The sequence below is a fragment of the Endozoicomonas sp. 2B-B genome (assembly GCF_053470045.1).
Window position 1 is genome coordinate 3,473,143 of record NZ_JBLZMU010000001.1, and the last position, 21,397, is coordinate 3,494,539.

17 protein-coding genes are annotated in these 21,397 nt (G+C 48.7%); 15 read left to right on the top strand and 2 right to left on the bottom strand.

The window, feature by feature from the left end; genetic code table 11:
• The first annotated feature begins 33 nt into the window (after positions 1-33).
• The 15 genes from dnaE to rpoS all read left to right on the top strand — a co-directional run bounded on the left by dnaE (position 34) and on the right by rpoS (position 18,095).
• Positions 34-3,543: a DNA polymerase III subunit alpha gene (dnaE, locus tag ACOMHB_RS13230; protein WP_448216979.1), complete on the top strand. Its 3,510-nt coding sequence runs from the start codon at positions 34-36 to the stop codon at positions 3,541-3,543.
• Between the two features lie 82 nt (positions 3,544-3,625).
• Positions 3,626-4,576 carry an acetyl-CoA carboxylase carboxyl transferase subunit alpha gene (gene accA / locus ACOMHB_RS13235; RefSeq protein WP_422133638.1) on the top strand — a complete coding sequence of 317 codons (951 nt, stop codon included), beginning with the start codon at positions 3,626-3,628 and terminating at the stop codon, positions 4,574-4,576.
• Positions 4,576-5,985 carry a tRNA lysidine(34) synthetase TilS gene (gene tilS / locus ACOMHB_RS13240; protein WP_448216980.1) on the top strand — a complete coding sequence of 470 codons (1,410 nt, stop codon included), beginning with the start codon at positions 4,576-4,578 and terminating at the stop codon, positions 5,983-5,985. Before accA ends, tilS begins: the two co-directional genes overlap by 1 nt.
• A gap of 138 nt (positions 5,986-6,123) precedes the next feature.
• Positions 6,124-7,755 (top strand): CTP synthase, encoded by a 1,632-nt coding sequence (gene pyrG / locus ACOMHB_RS13245; RefSeq protein WP_448216981.1) that lies wholly within the window; start codon positions 6,124-6,126, stop codon positions 7,753-7,755.
• 8 nt (positions 7,756-7,763) lie between these two features.
• On the top strand, positions 7,764-8,618 hold the full coding sequence (gene kdsA / locus ACOMHB_RS13250) for a 3-deoxy-8-phosphooctulonate synthase (RefSeq protein WP_422133641.1): 855 nt from the start codon (positions 7,764-7,766) through the stop codon (positions 8,616-8,618).
• A gap of 536 nt (positions 8,619-9,154) precedes the next feature.
• Entirely contained in the window at positions 9,155-10,447 is a 1,293-nt protein-coding gene (eno, locus tag ACOMHB_RS13255) for a phosphopyruvate hydratase (RefSeq protein WP_448216982.1), read from the top strand.
• A 183-nt stretch (positions 10,448-10,630) separates the two neighbouring features.
• Positions 10,631-10,903: a septum formation initiator family protein gene (locus tag ACOMHB_RS13260; RefSeq protein WP_422133643.1), complete on the top strand. Its 273-nt coding sequence runs from the start codon at positions 10,631-10,633 to the stop codon at positions 10,901-10,903.
• A gap of 185 nt (positions 10,904-11,088) precedes the next feature.
• Positions 11,089-11,820 (top strand): 2-C-methyl-D-erythritol 4-phosphate cytidylyltransferase, encoded by a 732-nt coding sequence (gene ispD, locus ACOMHB_RS13265; protein WP_448216983.1) that lies wholly within the window; start codon positions 11,089-11,091, stop codon positions 11,818-11,820.
• Positions 11,820-12,320 (top strand): 2-C-methyl-D-erythritol 2,4-cyclodiphosphate synthase, encoded by a 501-nt coding sequence (gene ispF, locus ACOMHB_RS13270; RefSeq protein ID WP_422137104.1) that lies wholly within the window; start codon positions 11,820-11,822, stop codon positions 12,318-12,320. The genes ispD and ispF overlap by 1 nt, the downstream gene beginning before the upstream one ends.
• Before the next feature lie 34 nt (positions 12,321-12,354).
• Complete coding sequence (truD, locus tag ACOMHB_RS13275) at positions 12,355-13,413, top strand: tRNA pseudouridine(13) synthase TruD (RefSeq protein ID WP_448216984.1); 1,059 nt, start codon at positions 12,355-12,357, stop codon at positions 13,411-13,413.
• Entirely contained in the window at positions 13,394-14,137 is a 744-nt protein-coding gene (gene surE, locus ACOMHB_RS13280; protein ID WP_448216985.1) for a 5'/3'-nucleotidase SurE, read from the top strand. The genes truD and surE overlap by 20 nt, the downstream gene beginning before the upstream one ends.
• Before the next feature lies 1 nt (position 14,138).
• Complete coding sequence (locus tag ACOMHB_RS13285) at positions 14,139-14,807, top strand: protein-L-isoaspartate(D-aspartate) O-methyltransferase (RefSeq protein WP_448216986.1); 669 nt, start codon at positions 14,139-14,141, stop codon at positions 14,805-14,807.
• A gap of 103 nt (positions 14,808-14,910) precedes the next feature.
• Positions 14,911-15,846 (top strand): polyprenyl-phosphate transporter, encoded by a 936-nt coding sequence (locus tag ACOMHB_RS13290; protein WP_448216987.1) that lies wholly within the window; start codon positions 14,911-14,913, stop codon positions 15,844-15,846.
• A gap of 331 nt (positions 15,847-16,177) precedes the next feature.
• A complete protein-coding gene (locus ACOMHB_RS13295; RefSeq protein WP_422133649.1) occupies positions 16,178-16,963 on the top strand; it encodes a peptidoglycan DD-metalloendopeptidase family protein in 786 nt (261 codons plus the stop codon).
• 100 nt (positions 16,964-17,063) lie between these two features.
• Positions 17,064-18,095, top strand: coding sequence for an RNA polymerase sigma factor RpoS (gene rpoS / locus ACOMHB_RS13300; protein WP_448216988.1), 1,032 nt, complete (start codon positions 17,064-17,066; stop codon positions 18,093-18,095).
• A 136-nt stretch (positions 18,096-18,231) separates the two neighbouring features.
• On the opposite strand, the gene fdxA is transcribed toward rpoS, so the two are convergent.
• Together fdxA and mutS are read right to left on the bottom strand one after the other, a co-directional pair.
• Positions 18,232-18,555, bottom strand: a complete 324-nt coding sequence (gene fdxA / locus ACOMHB_RS13305; RefSeq protein WP_257281113.1) for a ferredoxin FdxA — start codon at positions 18,553-18,555, stop codon at positions 18,232-18,234.
• A gap of 187 nt (positions 18,556-18,742) precedes the next feature.
• The gene (gene mutS / locus ACOMHB_RS13310) at positions 18,743-21,349 is read right to left on the bottom strand and encodes a DNA mismatch repair protein MutS (RefSeq protein ID WP_448216989.1); all 2,607 of its coding nucleotides are present in this window, start codon (positions 21,347-21,349) and stop codon (positions 18,743-18,745) included.
• Positions 21,350-21,397: the final 48 nt, after the last annotated feature.

A 21,397-nucleotide genomic window follows, 5' to 3' on the forward strand; every position in this document is an offset into this window, starting at 1 on the left:
TAAAAATCACCATCAATCGGTCTACCTTCTCTCATGCCTGCACGTTTCATACATCTGAGACTTCATACAGAATTTTCCCTGAGCGATGGCCTGGTTCGCATCAAGCCACTGATTAAGGCAGCCGGAGAGCTGGGTTTTCCTGCGGTGGCCGTTACTGATCAGTCGAACCTTTGCTCGCTGGTAAAGTTTTATAACAGTGCCCAGGGGGCGGGTATTAAACCGATCAGTGGCGCTGACTTATGGGTTACGCATTCTGATCCGGCTCTTGAGCCTGTGAGACTTGTATTGCTTTCTATGAATGAGAAGGGCTATAGAAACCTCACAGAGCTGATTTCCCGGTCCTTTCTGGAGAATCAGCAGCATGGCAAAGCCATTGTTAAAAGAGAATGGATTCAGGAAAAATCTGAAGGCCTGATAGCGCTATCAGGTGCCAGAGAAGGGGATGTAGGTCAGGCCATTCTTAATGGCAATGAAGCGCTGGCGGGTGAGCTTTTGACTGAATGGATGGAAGCTTTTCCGGGGCGTTACTATCTTGAGCTGCACAGAACATCCCGAGCGGGTGATGAGGATTGCCTGCATGGCTCCGTCGCGCTGGCTGAAAAATACGATTGCCCGGTAGTGGCCACCAACGATGTCATGTTCATCAATAAAGAAGACTTCGAAGCCCACGAAGCCCGGGTGTGTATCGGTGAAAGTTCAACCCTGGACGACCCGCGCAGGGTCAAAAGATACAGCGAAGAGCAGTATCTGAAAACGGAAGAAGAGATGTGTAAACTCTTCTCCGATATCCCTGAAGCGCTTGAAAATTCAGTGGAAATTGCCCGGCGCTGCTCGGTTTATGTGCATCTGGGCGAGTACTTTCTGCCAGAATTTCCCATCCCTGAGGGGATGACGATGGATGCCTTTTTCAGGAAGTTTTCCCATGATGGTTTGACTGAACGTTTGCAAACTATTCTGGACCCTGCTGATTCTGACTATGTCAGTAAAGAAAAAGTGTATCGGGATCGTCTCGATTTCGAACTGGATATTATTCTCCAGATGGGATTTCCGGGCTATTTCCTGATCGTAATGGATTTTATCCAGTGGTCTAAAAGTAACGGCATACCGGTCGGGCCGGGGCGTGGTTCCGGTGCTGGTTCACTGGTGGCCTACGCGCAAAAAATTACCGACCTTGACCCTATTCAGTATGACCTGCTGTTCGAGCGATTCCTGAATCCGGAGCGGGTGTCCATGCCTGACTTCGATGTCGACTTCTGTATGGATGGCAGAGACAGGGTGATTGACTATGTCGCCAGAACCTATGGTCGTGATGCGGTCTCCCAGATCATTACTTTCGGTACCATGGCTGCTAAGGCGGTGGTCAGGGATGTAGCCAGGGTCCAGGGCAAGTCCTACGGTCTTGCAGACCGGCTCTCGAAAATGATTCCCTTCGAGATCGGTATGACCCTCGGTAAAGCTTACGAGCAGGAAGCTACTATCAGGGATTTTCTTGATATCGATGAAGATGGCAAGGAAATCTGGGATATGGCGCTCAAACTTGAAGGGGTTACCCGCAATGTCGGTAAGCACGCTGGCGGTGTCGTCATAGCACCGACCAAACTGACCGATTTTGCACCGCTTTACTGTGATGAAGCCGGTGGCGGTGTTGTTACCCAGTTTGATAAAAATGATGTTGAGTCTGCCGGTCTGGTGAAGTTTGACTTTCTGGGGCTGAGAACTCTGACCATCATTGACTGGGCGTTGAAAATGATCAACCCCCGCCGCCAGCAACGTGGCGAGGATGAGCTTGACATCATGATGATCGATCTGGAGGACAAGTTCTCCTACGACATGCTCAAGCGGGCTGAGACCACTGCGGTTTTCCAGCTTGAGTCCCGGGGCATGAAGGATCTGATCAAGCGTCTTCAGCCCGATTGTTTTGAGGATATCATCGCTCTCGTGGCCCTTTTTCGCCCGGGGCCTCTGCAATCGGGCATGGTAGATAACTTCATTAATCGTAAGCATGGCCGGGAAGAGTTGTCCTATCCGGATGCTCAATATCAGCACGAGTGGCTTCAGCCGATTCTGCAGCCTACCTATGGCATCATCCTGTATCAGGAGCAGGTCATGCAGATCGCTCAGGTGCTGGCAGGTTATACCCTGGGTGGTGCGGATATGCTTCGTCGAGCCATGGGTAAGAAAAAACCCGAAGAGATGGCCAAGCAGAGAGCAGTCTTTGAAGAAGGGGCTATCAAACAGGGGATTGATGGCGAGCTGGCGATGAAAATCTTCGACCTTGTGGAGAAATTTGCCGGTTACGGCTTTAACAAATCTCACTCAGCTGCCTATGCCCTGGTCTCTTATCAGACGCTTTGGCTGAAAGCCCATTACCCGGCAGAATTTATGGCGGCGGTCATGAGTTCCGATATGCAGAATACCGACAAGGTTGTGACGTTTATTGAAGAGTGTCGGGAAATGGAACTTACGCTGCTGCCACCGGATGTAAACAGTGGTGACTATATGTTTGGCGTGAATGACGACGGGCATATTGTTTATGGTCTGGGTGCCATCAAGGGCGTTGGTGAGGGGCCTATCGAATCCATTGTTGAAGCCAGAAACTCAGGCGGTCCATTCAAGGACCTCTTTGATTTTTGTGAACGTGTTGATGCCAAGAGTATCAATAAACGGGTTCTGGAGGCTTTGATTCGTTCCGGTGCCCTTGATCTGCTGGGGCCTGCACCGGGTAAAAAGGCCCGATACAATTTTAACCGCGCGGTGTTGGAGTCCAGCCAATCTGAAGCCATGAAAGCGGCAGACCAGGCCGCCAAGAGTTTTGACTCTGGCCATGGTGATCTGTTCGGTGCACTGGTGCCCGCCGGTGAAGAGGATGTCTACGATAAGTACGGCAATGTCGAAGAGTGGGCCGATAAAGTTCGGCTGAGTGGCGAAAAAGACACTCTGGGTCTGTACCTGACCGGTCATCCCATTGATGAATATGAGCAGGAGATCAAACACTTTATTCGCAACCGTATCCGGGACCTTCAGCCAGCCAGAGGCGAAAGTCAAAACATAGCAGGCCTGGTGGTGGCCATGAGGACCATGAATAACAAACGCGGCGACAAAATGTGTTTTGTGACATTGGATGATCGTACTGGCCGAATCGAAGTATCGATCTTTGCCGATGTTTTTGAGCAGTGTCAGGCGCTCATCAAGATGGATACGGTGATTGTCTTTGAAGGGGAGGTCAGCTTTGATGATTACTCTGGTAGCCTCAAGGTCAGAGCCAAGAAAGCTCTCAACCTGATTGATGCCCGAAGTTACTATGCCCGCAGGCTGCTGGTGGATTTAAGCAGTGGGCAGGTGGACAATGCGTTTCATGCCAAAATGTCCGGCTTGCTCGGACAGCATCCGGGTCAGCTCCCGGTGCAGGTCAACTACACCCGTGACGATGCTTCGGCCAGTATCCAGCTGGGCGAAAAATGGAATGTTAGTCCCAGTGATGACCTGGTGATGGGTTTAAGGCAATGGCTGGGCAAAGAGTCCGCCAAAGTAGAGTATCAGTAACAGACGCTTACTCTTATTAACTCGACATATTGATCGCTTTTACGTATTTTTCAGCTGATGCGGAACTCTTGAAGTGGAATCTATGAACCCGAATTATCTGGATTTTGAACAGCCGATTGCTGAGTTGGAAGCCAAGATCGAAGAGCTAAGACTGGTTGGCACCGATGCCGAACTGAACATTACTGATGAAGTCAGCCGCCTGCAAGAAAAGTGCAAGACCCTGACTGAGCAGATTTTTTCTGATCTGTCTGCCTGGCAGGTAGTTCAGCTTTCAAGACATCCGCGTCGTCCTTACACTCTGGATTATATTCAACATCTCTTTACCGAGTTTGATGAGCTGCATGGTGATCGTCACTTTGCAGATGATCCTTCAATTATCGGTGGCATTGCCCGATTCAATGGTCGTCCGGTGATGGTCATGGGTCATCAGAAAGGCCGTGAAATCAAAGACAAAGTGCTTCGTAATTTTGGTATGCCCAAGCCCGAAGGCTACCGGAAGGCCTGTCGGCTCATGGAGATGGCCGAGCGCTTCAAAATGCCCATCATGACTTTTATCGACACGCCGGGTGCTTATCCGGGCATTGGCGCGGAAGAGCGTGGACAGAGTGAGGCCATTGCCTACAATCTGGCCGTTATGTCTCGCCTGAAAGTGCCCATTATCTCTACTGTTATCGGAGAGGGGGGCTCCGGTGGCGCGCTGGCTATTGGTGTCTGTGACCAGCTGCTGATGTTGCAGAACTCCATCTACTCGGTGATCTCTCCGGAGGGCTGTGCATCGATTCTCTGGAAAAAGTCTGAATATGCTTCCACAGCCGCAGAAGCCATGGGTGTAACTGCATCCCGGCTGATGGAGTTGGGGCTCATTGATCGTCTGGTCATGGAGCCTCTGGGTGGTGCTCACAGTCAGCCAGAAGTGATGGCTTCTACACTGGGTGTTGCCCTGGAGGAGGAACTCCGAAAGCTGGAGACAATGGCCGCTGATGAATTGATAGAAAGTCGTTACCAGCGCATCAGGGATTACGGCGCTGTCTGATGGCGGATCAGCCTTTCGAAAAGAATCGACGATTGAAAAAGTCTTTCATTTCATCCAGTGACGAAAGATTTTTCTCCTTAACAGAGCATCTTTCTGAGCAAATCAGAGGCATTGCAGGGAAGCCAGTTTTAGTGGCGTTTAGCGGTGGATTGGATTCTACCGTTCTTCTTCATTTATCGGTGTCTCTTCGTGAACAGGGGAAGATTAAGTCTCTCTCGGCAGTTCATATTCATCACGGGCTCAGTGAGAACGCCGACTCATGGGCGGAGCATTGCCTGTCCCTCTGTGAACAATGGCAGGTTCCTCTGGAGGTGGTCAAAGTTGCTATTGAGTCATCCTCGGATATTGAACGACAGGGCCGTGAAGCACGCTATGCCGTTTTTGAAGACCGTCTGCCTGATGGTGGTTGTCTGTTGATGGGTCATCATCAGGATGATCAGGCGGAAACAGTGCTTTTTCGATTGCTGCGAGGCAGCGGGTTGGATGGTGTGGCCGGTATGCCTGCTTCAAGACAGTTAGGTGGTGGGATATTACTAAGACCTCTGCTTAATACTTCCAGGCAAACCATTGAAAACTATGCAGAAAATTATGGTTTGGCTTTTGTCGAAGATGAATCCAATCAAGATCAGAGGTTTCGGCGTAATTTCCTGAGGCTAAATCTAATGCCGCAGATTGAGGCCGTCTGGCCAGGTGTTGCAGCCCGGCTGGCACAGTTTTCCGAGGATGTTTCTGAACTAAATCAGATGCTCCTTGAGCAAACAGAGCACTATGCCCGGCCGATTATTCAAGCACCGCCATCCCGAATTTGGGGTGAACGCAGCGTTTTAGATCTGGAGGCGCTCAAGCTTATTAATGGTCTTGCAGCCCGGAGAGTGGTTCGCTATTGGCTGGCCTCTCATCAGGTCCAAATGCCAGACAGAATCCGACTGAACGCTCTGTTCACAGATTTGATTGAAGCGGCAGAGGATGCTGAGCCTGTTGTCTTAATAGGTGCTTTTCAGTTACGCCGCTTTGCAGGAAAGCTGGTGCTGCTTCGTAAACCTGAGCCTATTGAGAGAGAAGGTTTTGACTGGCAGTGGCGTGCGGAGCAAGTCATCAAGCTGCCTTTTTCGGGGGGGCGTTTAGCGCTGGAAGAGGGAGGGGATGTCCGGCTCCCGGAAACGGCATTGCGTATATTGTTTCGTTCTGAGCTGCCTGCGGGGCTAAAAGTCGCTGTGAAAGGTCGTGACGGCCGTAAGACGATCAAACGTTGGTTGCAGGACTACAAAGTTCCCCCTTGGGTCAGGGAGTCTGTTCCATTTGTTTTTTATGGGGATCAGCTGGTGGCGTTACCGGGGGTTTTTGTCACAGACACGTTCGCCTGTGAGCCGGGCGCTGGCAGATGTCTGTCCTGGTGTCCCGATGTCTGAGTCTGGTCAGCAGGACTTAAACCAAACTTTCTAGGCATTTTCTCAGTATGTGTTTTACGTTTAGCAGCGATTTTGGTATCCTGATCTCCCATCTTGAGTATTCATTTTTTTCCCGCATTTAAGAGTCAGCAGATAACAATGACGCGTTATATTTTCGTCACGGGTGGTGTTGTTTCCTCATTGGGCAAAGGCATCGCTTCAGCTTCCCTCGCAGCTATCCTTGAGGCACGCGGTCTTAAGGTGACGATGCTCAAACTGGATCCTTATATCAACGTTGATCCTGGCACCATGAGCCCGTTCCAACATGGTGAAGTGTTTGTTACTGAAGATGGTGCGGAGACCGACCTCGACCTGGGCCATTATGAGCGTTTTGTGCGCACCACCATGAAGCAGGGCAACAACTTTACCACGGGTCGAGTCTATCAGGACGTTCTTCGTAAAGAACGTCGTGGTGATTATCTGGGCGGTACGGTTCAGGTTATTCCCCACATTACCGATGAAATCAAACGTCGCGTTGTTCAGGGGGCTGGTGACGCAGATATAGCTATGGTTGAAATTGGTGGTACTGTGGGTGACATTGAGTCTCAGCCATTCCTGGAAGCGATTCGCCAGTTGAAAGTTGAGCTGGGTTCTTCCCGTGCTTTGCTGATGCACCTGACCCTGGTGCCCTTTATCAAGACTGCGGGCGAAACCAAGACCAAGCCTACCCAACACTCTGTTAAAGAGCTACGATCCATTGGTCTTCAGCCAGACATTCTGGTTTGCCGAAGCGAACAGTTTATTGAAGCCTCTGCCCGTCGCAAGATCTCCCTGTTTACTAACGTTGAAGAGCGTGCGGTTATCTCTCTGGAAGATGCAGATACTATCTACCGCATTCCCCAGATGCTCCATGAGCAGGGACTGGACCAGATTGTTGTCGACAAGTTTGGTTTGGATGCTCCGGCTGCAGATTTGTCTGAGTGGGCAGATGTTGTGGATCGTGACACCCACCCGCAAAAGGAAGTGACTATTGCCATGGTGGGCAAATATATGGAGCTTCTGGATGCTTATAAATCCCTGATTGAAGCGGTTCGCCATGCCGGATTGAAAACCCGTACCAAGATCAATATCCGTTATGTTGATTCCGAACTGCTTGAGCAGGAGGGACTGAGTCGTCTGGAAGGTGTCAGTGCGATTCTGGTGCCTGGTGGATTTGGTCACCGTGGTGTGGAAGGCAAGGTTCAGGCGGTTCGTCATGCTCGTGAGAAGAAGATTCCCTATTTGGGTATCTGTCTGGGTATGCAGGTCGCTGTTATTGAATACGCTCGTAACAAGGCAGGTCTGGAAGGAGCCAACAGCTCAGAGTTTGATCAAAACTCCGAGCATCCGGTGATAGGTCTGATTACTGAGTGGTTGGCTTCCGATGGTGCTTTAGAAACTCGCACCGAAGCGTCCGATCTGGGGGGAACTATGAGGTTGGGGGCCCAGAAGTGTAACCTCATCTCTGGTACACAGGCTCACTCTGCTTACGCTAAAGACATTATTATTGAGCGGCACCGTCATCGTTATGAGGTCAATAACAATTACCTCGAAACGCTCCAGGATGCTGGTCTGGTTATTTCCGGGCGCTCTGAAGACAATGCTCTGGTTGAAATGGTAGAAGTCAAGGAGCACCCCTGGTTTGTGGCCTGCCAGTTTCATCCCGAGTTTACTTCTACGCCGAGGGATGGGCATCCGCTCTTCAAGTCATTCATTGAAGCGGCTTTAAACTATCAGGCTAAACAGGATTAAGGGCGCGTATGTCTGAACAGAAAGCAGTCTCTGTAGGCTCTCTTCAGGTAGCTAACGACAAGCCGTTCGTGCTGTTTGGTGGCATGAATGTGCTCGAGTCTCGTGACATGGCTATGAAAATAGCAGAGCACTATGTTGCTGTTACAGAGAAGCTGGGTATTCCTTATATTTTCAAGGCTTCCTTTGACAAGGCGAACCGTTCTTCCATCCACTCTTATCGTGGGCCGGGCATGGAAGAAGGTCTGAAGATCTTTCAGGAGCTGAAGGAGACGTTCGGAATGCCGTTGATCACCGATGTTCATGAAGTTTATCAGTGCCAACCGGTAGCTGAAGTGGTTGATGTTATTCAGTTGCCAGCTTTTCTGGCGCGTCAAACCGATCTCGTGTTTGCCATGGCCAAAACCGGTGCTGTGATCAACATCAAGAAGCCTCAGTTTCTGAGTCCTTCGCAGATGGGTAATATTGTCGACAAGTTTGCTGAGGCGGGCAATGAGCAGGTTATTCTCTGTGAACGTGGATCTTCTTATGGTTACGACAACCTGGTGGTTGATATGCTGGGCTTTCGTACCATGAAAGAGGTGAGTGGCCAGTCTCCCGTTATTTTTGATGCAACACATGCACTACAGTGCAGAGATCCAATGGGAGCGGCTTCCGGCGGTCGTCGTCATCAGGTGACTGAGCTGTCTCTGGCCGGTATGTCGACCCGTTTGGCAGGTCTTTTCCTGGAAGCCCATCCTGATCCGGATGCAGCTCGTTGTGATGGTCCCTCAGCGCTGCGTCTCTCTCAGTTGGAAGGCTTTCTGGTACAGGTGAAGGCTATTGACGATCTTGTTAAGTCAATGCCCGAGCTGGATACCCATTGAGTGTTCCGTTCGATGTAAGAAAACCGCCGAATTCCGGCGGTTTTTTTTGTCAAAAATAATCTCTTTGATGGCGGCAAAGGGTTCTGTCTTTAAGAGGCTGGGGTTCGTTTTTTTATCAAGCTTCATTCGCTCATTGTTATCCGTTTTTCATCACTGTGATATCAAGGGCTTCCATTGAATTCAAGTTTAATCTTTGCGCCTTCGGTGTTGCTGTGTGCAATAGTTGATAACCCGCCGGGAGTTGGTATAGTGTCCGCACTGCAGCGTCTGGGAAGCTAAAAACAGTCCAATTGGATAATGGCACTGGAAAATTGAATCAGTATTATTATCTAATCGGGCTGAGATGGTTGGGTTGGGAAGATCTGGATCTCAGACTTCATCGGTCTACAGTAAGATTCCTCACTGCCCGGTCAGGTCAGGTATATTTCCCTTCATAGACATGGTGTTGTGAAAAGTATTTTTGTCTTTCTGTGCAACAAGAGTGAAGCAACGTACTTTTCATCGTCTATCGGCATTTGTGTAGAGAGAAAGCTATTATGGCAAAAATTGTTGAAATCAAAGGCCGCGAAATCATGGATTCTCGCGGTAACCCAACCGTAGAAGCCGATGTCATTCTGGAATCGGGTGCCATGGGGCGTGCTGCTGCACCATCCGGAGCCTCTACCGGTTCCCGTGAAGCTCTGGAGCTGCGTGATGGAGACAAATCTCGCTACCTGGGTAAGGGGGTCCTGAAGGCTGTGGGCAACATCAATGGACCTATCCGTGAAGCTCTGCTGGGGCGTGATGCCACTGATCAGCGTGGACTGGATGCGGCCATGATTGAGCTGGATGGTACCGAGAACAAGAGTGTTCTGGGCGCCAATGCCATTCTTGCAGTATCCCTGGCCGCAGCAAAAGCCGCTGCTGCAGATAAGAAAATACCTCTCTACCAGCATATTGCTGACCTGAACGGCACTTCTGGCCAGTTCACCATGCCGGTTCCTATGATGAACATTCTCAACGGTGGTGAGCACGCTGACAACAACGTCGATATTCAGGAGTTCATGATCCAGCCAGTCGCTGCCAGGACTTTTGCTGAAGGTTTGCGCATGGGTGCTGAGGTATTTCATGCCCTGAAGAAAGTTCTGTCTGCCAAAGGCTTGAATACTGCGGTAGGTGATGAAGGTGGTTTCGCGCCCAATCTCGCTTCTAATGCTGACGCGCTGGCTGTCATTAAAGAAGCAGTTGAAGCAGCTGGCTACAAGCTGGGTACTGATATTACTTTGGCGATGGACTGTGCGGCATCAGAATTCTATGTTGACGGCCAATATAATATGAAGGGTGAAGGCAAAATTTTCTCTTCCAATGAGTTTTCTGACTACCTGGCCAATCTTTGTGAAGAGTACCCGATTATCTCTATCGAGGATGGTCTGGACGAGTCTGATTGGGACGGTTTCAAATATCAGACTGAAATTCTGGGCGACAAGATCCAGATTGTTGGTGATGACCTGTTTGTAACCAATACCAGGATTCTCAAGGAAGGTATTGAGAAAGGTATCGCTAACTCTATCCTGATCAAGTTCAACCAGATCGGTTCCCTGACTGAAACGCTGGAGGCTATCAAGATGGCCAAAGATGCTGGATACACTGCGGTGATCTCTCACCGTTCCGGTGAAACAGAAGACGCTACTATTGCAGATCTGGCTGTGGGAACTGCTGCAGGTCAGATCAAGACCGGTTCTCTGTGCCGTTCTGACCGTATTTCCAAGTACAACCAGCTGCTCCGTATTGAAGAAGAGCTGGGTACAAAAGCTCCATATCGTGGTCTCGCTGAATTCAAGCGTGCCTGACAGGTTGTTTGATTAGCGCGTCAATAAAGGGAGGCTTTTAATGTCTCCCTTTGTTCTGTGTAACGAGCCTTTGCTTTTATTTTTATGATCACTTTTCGGGTATTCTAGTTTTTTCTGTTTTCATCGTGGGCACATTTTACAGGCTTTGATAGACTCAATGGCTGGAAACAATGAGAGATTCAGATGCTAAAGCTGGTGCATACATTACTTCTTCTGGCGCTGTTGGTCCTTCAGATTCAACTCTGGACGGGAGAGGGAAGTGTGGCCGAAATGGTAGCGATCAAAAAACAGATTGAGCAGCAGGAGCGGGAAAACGAGCGCTTGTATCGGCGAAACCGCTTGCTCGCTACCGAAGTTATTGAGCTGCAAAACGGTTTGCAAACCCTGGAAGAGCACGCACGTCTTGATTTGGGGATGATCAAGAAAGATGAAACGTTTTATCTGATATATGACTGAGTGTTCCAGCTACTTTAATACTGGCTCAATACCGGGCAAAAAATTCCACAACGCTCATCATTGCAGCTATTTTATAGATCGGGGGAGGTTCCTGATCGGCTATTTAAGTGGCGTTTCAGATTTATAACAGACTGAAACATATTCTGTTTGCAAAAGGTTCCTTATGACCTTTCGTAGGTGACAATGTGAGTACGAGTACCCCTCTTGAGCCCCGTTTTTGGGCAATTGTTCCTGCCGCTGGAGTGGGGCGTAGAATGCAGAGTACAATCCCCAAGCAGTATCTTGAGATTCATGGTCGCACCTTAATAGAACACACCCTTGAACGTCTGCTGGGTTTTTCTGTGTTGGAGAAACTGATTGTTGTGATTGGTGCTGAAGATGAGTACTACAAAAATATTGAGATGTTGCGGGATTCGCGAATTATGTTGGTGCAGGGAGGGGATGAGCGTTACCATTCCGTCTTGAATGGGCTGAAAGCTTTGTCCGAGTTGGCAGATGCCGAGGATTGGGTGATGGTGCATGATGTGGCCAGACCTTGTATTCGTCATTCCGATCTGGAGTGGCTTGTGAAACAGTTAGCTGGCCACGCCACCGGCGGTTTGTTGGGAATGCCTGTCAGAGATACTATGAAGCGCACTTCTTCTTCTGGCGAAGTGACTGAGACCGTGGATCGGGATGAGCTTTGGCATGCCCTGACCCCGCAGATGTTTAGAATGAAGCTGCTTTACGATGCACTCAAAAAAGCGCTGGATGACGGAATGCCCGTCACGGATGAAGCCAGTGCTATTGAATACGCTGGATTCAAGCCGCTGATGATCGAAGGGCACAGCGATAATATCAAGGTGACCCGTAGCGCTGATTTGACACTTGCAGCCCTCTACATTCAACAGCAAGATAAACTGATTGAGACAGTATGATGCGAATTGGTCACGGTTTTGATGTGCACCGCTTTTCCGATGAAGTGGCGGCTGATGCCAGCATTGTGCTGGGCGGGGTCACTATTGAACACAGCCATAAGCTTTTAGCCCATTCTGATGGCGATGTTCTCCTTCATGCCGTTTGTGATGCATTACTGGGAGCGGCTGCTCTGGGTGATATCGGTCAGCATTTTCCGGATACAGATCCAAGGTATAAGGGAATCGACAGCCGACAGCTTCTCAAGCATGTGGTGACATTGATTCATGAGAATGGCTACCAGGTAGTCAACGTCGACAGCACTATTGTTGCCCAGACACCAAAAATGGCTGCTTATATTCCTGCCATGAAAGAAAATATCTCCAGAGATCTTCAGATCGAAACTGAAGCTGTCAATGTAAAAGCAACGACAACTGAGAAGTTGGGCTATACCGGGAGAAAAGAAGGTATAGCAGTTCATGCGGTGGTGCTTCTGACTCATAGCAAAGGCCTTTTTTGTTGATCCGTTTGCGCTATACCCGAAAGATTATTGTTTAATGAATCAAATTTCTTACACACCATCCTGGTCTTATTGCTGGGGTGGTCCACTGGGGCAGTGCGCTTTCAAGTCTCTGCCTGAGGATTTCATCGTTGAAGAAGAGCTGCCCTTTCTTCCGGAAGGTGAAGGGGAGCATGCCTATATCAATGTTCAGAAAACCGGAGAAAATACCGATTGGGTAGCAGGGCGGCTTTCCAGATTCGCTGGTGTAAAACGCTCTGCAGTCAGCTATGCAGGACGAAAGGATCGCCATGGTGTTACACGTCAGTGGTTTAGTGTCTGGCTGCCCGGGCAGGACTCCCCGGAATGGTCGCAGCTGAATAGCGAATCTTTGCTTATAATTGCCGCGACCCGACATGGTAAAAAGCTCAAGACCGGAGCATTGAAAGGTAATCACTTTATCATCACTTTAAGGCATGTAAATGTGCCGCAGGTGCTGCTGGAAGAACGCTTGAAGTTGATCGCCGGTCGAGGTGTGCCCAACTATTTTGGAGAGCAACGCTTTGGTCATGAGGGCGCTAATGTTGATCGGGCATTGCTGATGTTTACCGACAGTTTCAAGGCTCACAGAAACAAACGCGCAATGTATTTGTCTGCAGCACGTTCCTGGATATTTAATCAGGTCGTTTCTGAACGTGTCAGTCAGCACAACTGGACCCGCTACCTTGAAGGAGATGTACCCGGTTTTCAGGACAGTGGTAGTTTAATTCTGCGGGACCATGACCAGAACCTGATGACAAGAATTGAATCGGGAGAAGTCTCATTGACCGCGCCTCTCTGGGGTCGAGGGGAGTTGCTTTCAGGATCGGATTGCAGAAAGATGGAAGAAGAGATTTCTGCACGCAACCTGTTGTTGTGTGAAGGTTTGGAGCAGGCAGGTATAAAGCAGGAGAGAAGGGCCATCCGTCTGATACCTGCAGCCATGAGCTGGAAATGGTTATCAGATGATTGTGTTCAACTTGAATTTTCTCTTCCAAAAGGCTGTTTTGCAACAGCAGTATTGAGGGAAGCTTTAGAATGTATAGAAGGATGTTTCGGTGAGAATACTGCTCAGTAACGATGATGGTGTTTTAGCTACTGGGTTATCCACCCTGTACAGTTCGCTCGATGGCCTGGGTGAGAGAATTGTCTTTGCTCCTGATAGGAACAGTTCGGGCTTGAGCAGTTCATTGACCCTGGGTCGTCCCCTGAGGGTGACTGAGCATTCCAATGGTTTCAACAGTGTTGATGGAACTCCGGCTGATTGCGTTCATTTGGCGGTCAATGCGCTGTTGGAACAAGAGCCGGATATTGTTGTTTCAGGCATCAATCATGGCCCCAACCTGGGTGATGATGTTCTTTATTCAGGGACAGTAGGTGCTGCTATGGAAGGTCGTTTCATGGGCTTACCTGCCATTGCTGTGTCTGCCTGTGGCAAAAGTGAACAAGACTTCATCACAGCAGGAAGGGTGGTCAGAGAATTGATCCCCAGACTTGAGCAATTATCTCTGCCAGAAGGAACCATTTTAAATGTTAATGTGCCCGATAGGCCTTATGAAAAGCTCCAGGGGCTGGCAGTGACTCGTTTGGGGCACAGGGAAAGGCCTGAAAAACCTGTTAAAGTATTGGACCCCAGGGGAAAGCATGTCTATTGGATTGCTCCTGTTGGTAAAGAACAGGACGCGGGTGAGGGTACTGATTTCCATGCAATTGCTGAAGGTTTAGTCTCAGTAACACCCCTTCAGTACGACCAGACTCATCATGCAACGCTCTCTGCGCTCAGTGAATGGCTGGGCAGATGATATGAAAGAGGTTGATATTCATGGTATAGGAATGACCTCCCGGAGAACCCGGGAGCGTCTTATCCATCGACTTTCAGATCAGGGGATTGACTCTGTCGAGGTTCTGGAGGTCATTCGAAATACACCGAGACATCTGTTTGTGGACGAAGCGCTATCCCACAGAGCTTATGAAGATACTGCCTTGCCTATTGGTTTCGGGCAGACACTGTCGCAGCCGTATATTGTGGCCAGAATGACAGAGGCTCTCATGGCAGCAGGTCCACTCAACAGAGTACTTGAAATAGGCACGGGTTCCGGTTACCAGACAGCGGTCCTATCGCCGCTGGTAAAAAAAATATACTCCGTTGAGCGTATCAAACCCCTCCATGAACGAGCGAAGAAATTGCTTAAAGCACTTTCTATTCACAATGCTCAGTTTAAACTTAGCGACGGTGGTATGGGTTGGTCAGTCATGAGCCCCTTTGATGGAATCATTGTGACAGCTGCCCCGGATCAGATACCTGAAGAGCTATTACAGCAGTTGTCCGAAGATAATGGTCGTCTCATCATTCCTGTTGGAGGTCGCAGTGTTCAGGATTTATTGCGGATCACCCGTCAGGGAGATACCTTCAAGAAAGAAATGCTTGAAGCTGTGCGGTTTGTGCCATTACTGGATGGGATTCAGAAGTAATACACTCCTTTGTATCTCAAGAATGAAAACCAGTCGGGTCGCTCTTAAAAGATAAACGGGTCTCTTGCTGATTTATGCATTACAGAATAAGACAGGTTGGATTATGTCAAAGATGAAAGAAAGTCTGGGTATTCTGCTCAAGGGGGTGGCGATGGGGGCTGCCGATGTTGTTCCCGGGGTTTCAGGAGGTACTATTGCTTTTATCACTGGTGTCTATGATCGTCTGTTAAATGCTTTGAAGAGTATCAATCCCGGTTTGCTGGTCAAGCTCAAATCCGGAGGGGTTGCTGAATGCTGGAAGCATATAGATGGGAGTTTTCTGGTTCTGCTGTTTGGCGGTGTGTTGATTAGTATAGTGAGTTTTTCGCATCTTATTACGTACCTGCTGGAAAGTTACCCGGAACTCATATGGTCTTTCCTCTTTGGTCTGATATTGATTTCAGGGGTTCATATGCTAAAACAGATAAAGCATTGGACTGTCGCTTCTATGATACTTCTTATGCTTGGCTGTGGTGTCTCCTATTTTATCGGGACGCTGACGCCTACATCTCTGACTCCTTCTTATCTGATGTTGTTCTTTGCTGGTTGCATTGCTATTTCTGCGATGATTTTGCCGGGCATTTCTGGCAGTTTTATCCTGTTATTGATGGGATTATACCCTGCTGTTTTGGCTGCCGTGAAAGATCTGGATATTCTGGTGCTGGTGATTTTTGGATCTGGATGCATTGTCGGGTTGCTGACATTTTCTCATATCCTCTCCTGGTTGTTAAAGCAGCATCGTGATCTGACTCTGTCTTATCTGACAGGGCTGATGCTCGGTGCCTTGGGAAAAGTATGGCCGTGGAAAGAAACCCTGGAAACGAGAATAAACAGTTCGGGGCAGGAAGTTCCTTTCCTGGAAAGAAATATTTCTCCCTGGACGTATGAAGCGCTTTCTGGTCAGTCGGCTTACCTGTTGCCATCCATTACTTTAATGTTCTCAGGTATTTTGCTGGTTGTTCTGCTTGAGAAATTCAGTAATCGTTTTACTGAAAATTAACTATTGGGCTCTCTTGCTGCATAAGTGAGCAATTAATTCTTAATAGTTGTCAAGGGTTGGTTGCTGCTCCCGGCTGTTCTAAAGATTCTTTGCAGAATTGTGTGTTGGTGTCCTGGTCTCACGAACTAAATACATTCCTGACAGACAGTCTGGAAGGTGGCTGATATGAAAAGAATGTTTCGGTACTGATGATCCTTTGTAGGTAAACTGCGCTGAGATATAGGCGTTATCACTTTTTTTGATATATTTTTTTAGATTAAGAAAATTTAAATATATCCTAATTTATTATATTGTGGGACGTGCCTCGGAGGCTGAGTATGGAGCAGAGTCAATGACAGGTGATCGTCTTGGGCAAGAAATTAATTTGAGTGTTTGCTCAAGAATATTCGGTTGGATAGTATTGACTCTGTTACTGTCAGGGTGTTCTCATGACCCTTCCTCAGTTCAGGTTAAAGAGCTCAGGTTACCCCCCAAAGTAGTTAGTGGTAGTCATATTGTTCGTGGCGGCGAAACTCTTTTTTCAATAGCTTGGCTTTATAGTAGAGATTACAAAGAGTTAGCTGCTGTCAATGGAATACGTTCACCTTACACGATCTTTCCGGGCCAACATATCAATTTGACTTCCTCGAGCTATGTATCTCACTCTCCAGGTCCTGTAATAAAGAGCACAACCATTTCATCCAAGTCTGCTGCGGTTAAAAAAACAACAGTAAAAATGCCTGTGAAGGTAGAACGATCATCCAATATTTCAAGTTGGCGCTGGCCGGCCAATGGAAAAGTGGTACAGGGATACCACAACGGCAATGGGCTGAATAAAGGGATTGATATCAGAGGCAAATTGGGAGAGCCTGTAAGTGCAGCTGCCGCTGGTGAGGTGGTTTACGCGGGTAGTGAGCTCGCTGGCTATGGCAAGCTGATCATTATGAAACATAACAACAGCTATCTGAGCGCTTACGCTCACAATAAGGAGTTGCTTGTGCGTGAAGGAGACTCAGTTAAAGCAGGCCAGAAGATAGCCGAAATAGGTTCTACAGGAACGACAGAGCCTAAGCTGCATTTTGAAATTCGGCATAATGGCAAACCGGTCGACCCGATGCGATTCCTGCCTGTACGCTGATTTCATTCTGCGGTGTCGGTAGAGGGATCTCACGGGTGTCGACTCAACTCTCAGTTGGTTGTTCGACAGACAGTGGGGCTTTCGGATAGGACTGACTCTTATGGCAGCAAAGAGGGAAGACTCAGAGCAAAATAATTTTGCTGAGGATTTTACCCAGGGAAAGAGTGAAATTGATAACGTGTTGGACTCTGATCTCAATGAAAATGAAGAAGTTGAAGAGAAAGAGCCTGCACAGCAGACACTTACACCGAGCGCGTCAGATTACAGTAGGGCCCGTCGTGATGATGACGGTTTCTATAAATCCATTGATGCCACTCAGCTCTACCTCAACGAGATAGGCTTTTCACCTCTGCTAACACCAGAGGAAGAGGTGCATTATGCGCGTCTTGCCCGTCGAGGTGTTGAAGCGGGCAGGCGTCGTATGATTGAAAGTAACTTGCGCCTGGTTGTAAAGATCTCAAGGCGGTATGTGAATCGTGGACTGACACTACTGGATCTTATTGAAGAAGGAAATCTGGGTCTCATCAGGGCGGTTGAAAAATTCGATCCTGAGCGTGGGTTCCGTTTTTCAACATACGCCACCTGGTGGATTCGTCAGACAATTGAGCGGGCCATCATGAATCAGACGCGCACCATTCGTCTGCCTATTCATGTGGTCAAGGAACTCAATGTTTACCTCAGGGCGGCTCGAGAGCTGACTCAAAAGCTGGACCATGATCCTACCCCGGAAGAAATTGCGCAACTGCTGGATAAACCAGTCGATGACGTTAAAAGGATGCTGGGGCTTAATGAGCGTGTCACTTCTGTTGATACCCCATTAGGTCCGGATTCTGATAAGTCCATCCTTGATACCATCTCTGATGAGAAGGAGTCTGATCCAGCGGAATTGCTTCAGGATCTTGATCTTAATGACAGTTTGGACAAGTGGCTGGGAGAGCTTTCTGAAAAGCAGCGTGAAGTGGTGGCCAGAAGGTTTGGTTTAAGGGGCTACGAAACCAGTACCCTTGAAGAAGTGGGTAAGGAAATTGGTCTGACAAGAGAGCGAGTCAGGCAAATACAGGTTGAGGCTCTTAAGCGATTGCGCTCGATCCTTGAGAAACAGGGGTTGTCCGGGGAGTCTCTTTTTAGCTGATAGCAGTGCCTTGATAATAAAAAAGCCATGATCTTGGGGTCATGGCTTTTTGTTTGGGAAAGAGTCAACGCCCGAACCATTGAAAGCAGTAATCAAGGTCGTTCTGCACACTTTTCCTATAGTGATCTTCTTGGTTCTATCGTTCCAGATGTTCAAGCTTACCTTTAACGCCATCCCATTTTTCCGCGTCGGGGAGTGCATCTGTTTTTTCTGTAATGTTATCCCAGACGTCAGCAAGTACGGCGTTGAGTTCAATAAACTCCTGCTGATCTTCCGGTACCTCATCCTCGGAGAAGATCGCATTGGCTGGGCACTCAGGCTCACAGAGGGCGCAGTCGATACATTCGTCCGGGTGGATGACCAGAAAGTTGGGTCCTTCGTAAAAACAATCTACGGGACACACTTCCACGCAATCGGTGTATTTGCACTTTATGCAGTTTTCACCCACTACGAAAGTCATGATGGTTACACTCCGTTTGTTCAGGCTGATGATAAGTCAGTCACAATACATTCATGAAATGTCACCATCAGGAATGACATTTCCAATCGCATATCCCTGACTGGTTTGACGCAAGGCCTAACCAGTCGAGGCGACAAGTCTACCAGTATTGTTTCTAAGGTAGTAGTTTAACCAGTTATGAGCATAGTCAGTTTTGCGCAATCAGTGACTTGAGATCGTACAGCAACCCGAGAGCCTGACGGGGTGACAGGTTGTCAGGGTTGAGATCTTTGAGTGCTTCGACGGCCGGATGTGGTTGTGAAGCTGCAAACATATCTGCCTGAGTCGGGTTCTCATGACAACCCTTTTTGGCCTGTTTTGGGGGTTGTCGCATAGCCTGATCAGTTGAGCCTTCTTCCAATTGTTGCAACCTGGATCGCGCCTGAGAGACTACATTTCTCGGGACGCCAGCTAGCTGAGCCACTTGTAAACCGTAACTCTGGCTGGCAGGGCCATCCTGAACCGAGTGCAAAAATACAATTTTATCGTCGTGTTCTGTAGCATTCAGATGAACGTTGGCAACTGAGCCGCACTCGTCTGGTAGTTGAGTCAGCTCAAAATAGTGAGTGGCGAACAGTGTGAATGCCTTGACGGTATCGGCCAGGTGATGAGCGCAGGCCCAGGCCAGTGACAAGCCATCGAATGTGCTGGTTCCCCGACCCACTTCATCCATCAAAACCAGACTGCTTGCTGAGGCGTTATGCAGAATATTGGCTGTTTCAGTCATTTCCACCATAAACGTGGATCGTCCCCCGGCCAGGTCATCGGATGAGCCTATTCGGGTGAATATTCTGTCTACCAGACCAATTTTTGCGTGGTTGGCAGGAACAAAACTCCCTACGTGGGCTAATAAGACGATCAGTGCCGTTTGCCTCATATAGGTCGATTTACCACCCATGTTTGGACCAGTGATAACAAGCATTCTTTTTGTTGCATGCAGGTCTACATTGTTGGCGACAAAGGGCTCAGTTAACACCTGTTCGACAACCGGGTGGCGACCATCTTCAATATGAATGCCAGGATCCGGGCTCAGTTCTGGCTGGCAGAAGTTCAGAGTCTCAGCTCTTTCTGACAAGTTGTTCAGAACGTCCAGTTCGGAGATGCTCATGGCTGTTTCCTGAAGAGGGCCCAGTGCTTCCAGAAGATTAACCAGTAATTCGTCGTAAAGTGCTTTCTCCCTGGAAAGCGCTCTGCTTTTGCTGGACAGAGCCTTATCTTCGAACTCTTTTAATTCCGGTGTGATGAAACGTTCTGTATTTTTCAGTGTCTGGCGACGTATGTAGTCTACCGGAGCGTCTTCAGACTCTCTTCGGCTGAGCTCAATGTAATAGCCATGAACCCTGTTAAAGCCGACCTTCAGGCTAGGTAGCCCTGTTTTCTCCTTCTCTCTTTTTTCCAGTTCAACAAGATAATCGCCTGCGTTCTGACTGAGAGCACGAAACTCATCCAGTTCTGTGTCAAAGCCCTCCGCAATGACGCCGCCGTCTCTGATGATGACGGGCGGATTTTCGATAATGGCCCGGCTCAGTAGATCTGTAACCTGAGGGTGTTCACTGATGGCTTCAGCCAGCTTATGAATGTCCTCATTGTCGATCGTTTTGAGAATGGATTGCAGCTCAGGCAGCTGATTTAGAGCATCTCTCAGACGAGCCAAATCTCTTGGACGGGCTGATTTTAATGCTACTCTGGCAAGAATACGCTCAATATCGCCAATGCCGCGAAGCAAGGGTTGAATCTGCTCGAAGTAATAGCCAGATTTTATTGTTGAGAGAATGGATTGGCGTTTTTGTAACTTATAAAGATTTCTCAGGGGGCGATTCAGCCATCTTGAAAGTAATCGGCTGCCCATAGCGGTCGCTGTTTTATCAAGTACTGACAAGAGTGTGTGATCCCGGCCACCATTGAGGTTCTGGGTTAGTTCCAGGTTTTTTCGGCTGGCTGCGTCAAGGACTACGCTTTCTTCGCGAACTTCCTGCCGGATGCTTCGAATGTGGGGCAGGGCAGTTCTCTGTGTTTCCTTGGCGTATTGCAACAGACAGCCTGCCACCTCCAGACCGACTGTTAATGATTCGCAGTCGAATCCTTGCAGGTTTTTGGTTTGAAACTGACGGGTTAATCCTTCATAGGCGCTGTCACGATCAAAGTCCCAGGGCGGGCGTTTGATTGTCCCCGGACGTTCAACAATTCGGACTGGCCATTCAACACTGTCATTGATGAGAATTTCGGCAGGGTTGATACGCTCAACTTCTGCCATCAGCGCTTCTTCACCCTCGACTTCTACTGCTGTAAATTGACCACTGCTGATATCCAGAGAGGCTATTCCATATCGATTTTCTGATCGGGTCAGTGCGGTCAGAAGATTGTCCTGCTGTTCGTCCAGCAGTGCTTCGTCACTCACTGTACCAGGGGTCAGGATCCGGACGACTTTTCTTTCAACAGGGCCTTTTGATGAAGCCGGGTCGCCAACTTGCTCGCAAATGGCGACAGAAACGCGCAGTCTGACCAGGCGAGCCAGGTAACCCTCTACAGCATGGTAAGGGATACCTGACATGGGAATGGGCTCACCGGCGGACTGTCCACGGGTTGTCAAGGTTATATCCAATAACTCCGCAGCTTTACGGGCATCGTCATAGAAGAGCTCGTAAAAATCTCCCATGCGATAGAATACCAGGTGCTCCCGGTGCTTCTGTTTGATTCGCAGGTATTGCTGCATCATTGGTGTATGCTGACTCTGGGTGTCTTTGCGCTGGCTCATAGATGAGGGTAAGCCTTGAATTCAGGTTGCTGACAAACAATCTGTCAT